Annotated in this window: 1 protein-coding gene; it reads right to left on the reverse strand. The window is 72.2% G+C overall.

The window, feature by feature from the left end; translation table 11 throughout:
- On the reverse strand, positions 1–370 hold a 370-nt coding region (locus D588_RS0118140), incomplete at both ends, for an alpha/beta hydrolase (RefSeq protein ID WP_017916983.1).

Raw genomic sequence — 370 nt, forward strand, 5'->3', positions numbered from 1 at the left:
ATGGGCGAACAGGTGCAGCTCGGCCGGCACCCCGGCCTGGCGCAGCGCCTGGTAGAACAGCAGGCTGTTCTCCTCCGGCACCACCGGATCGTCCTGCGCGTGCACCAGGAAGGTCGGCGGCATGCCGGCATGCACCCGGTTCTGCAGCGAGTAGGCGGCCATGGTCGCCGCGTCCGGATGGCGGCCCAGCAGCCGCAGCCGTGAGCCGGTGTGCGCCGCGGTGCCGCTGCCCATGTCGATGACCGGGTACAGCAGCAACAGGAAATCCGGCCGCGCGCTGACCCGGTCGATCGCATCGCGCGCCGGATACACCACGTCGTCGTAGCGGGTGCCGAGGCTGGCGGCGACGTGGCCGCCGGCCGAGAAGCCG

Source organism: Xanthomonas sp. SHU 308, assembly GCF_000364645.1.
GTDB lineage: Bacteria > Pseudomonadota > Gammaproteobacteria > Xanthomonadales > Xanthomonadaceae > Xanthomonas_A > Xanthomonas_A sontii.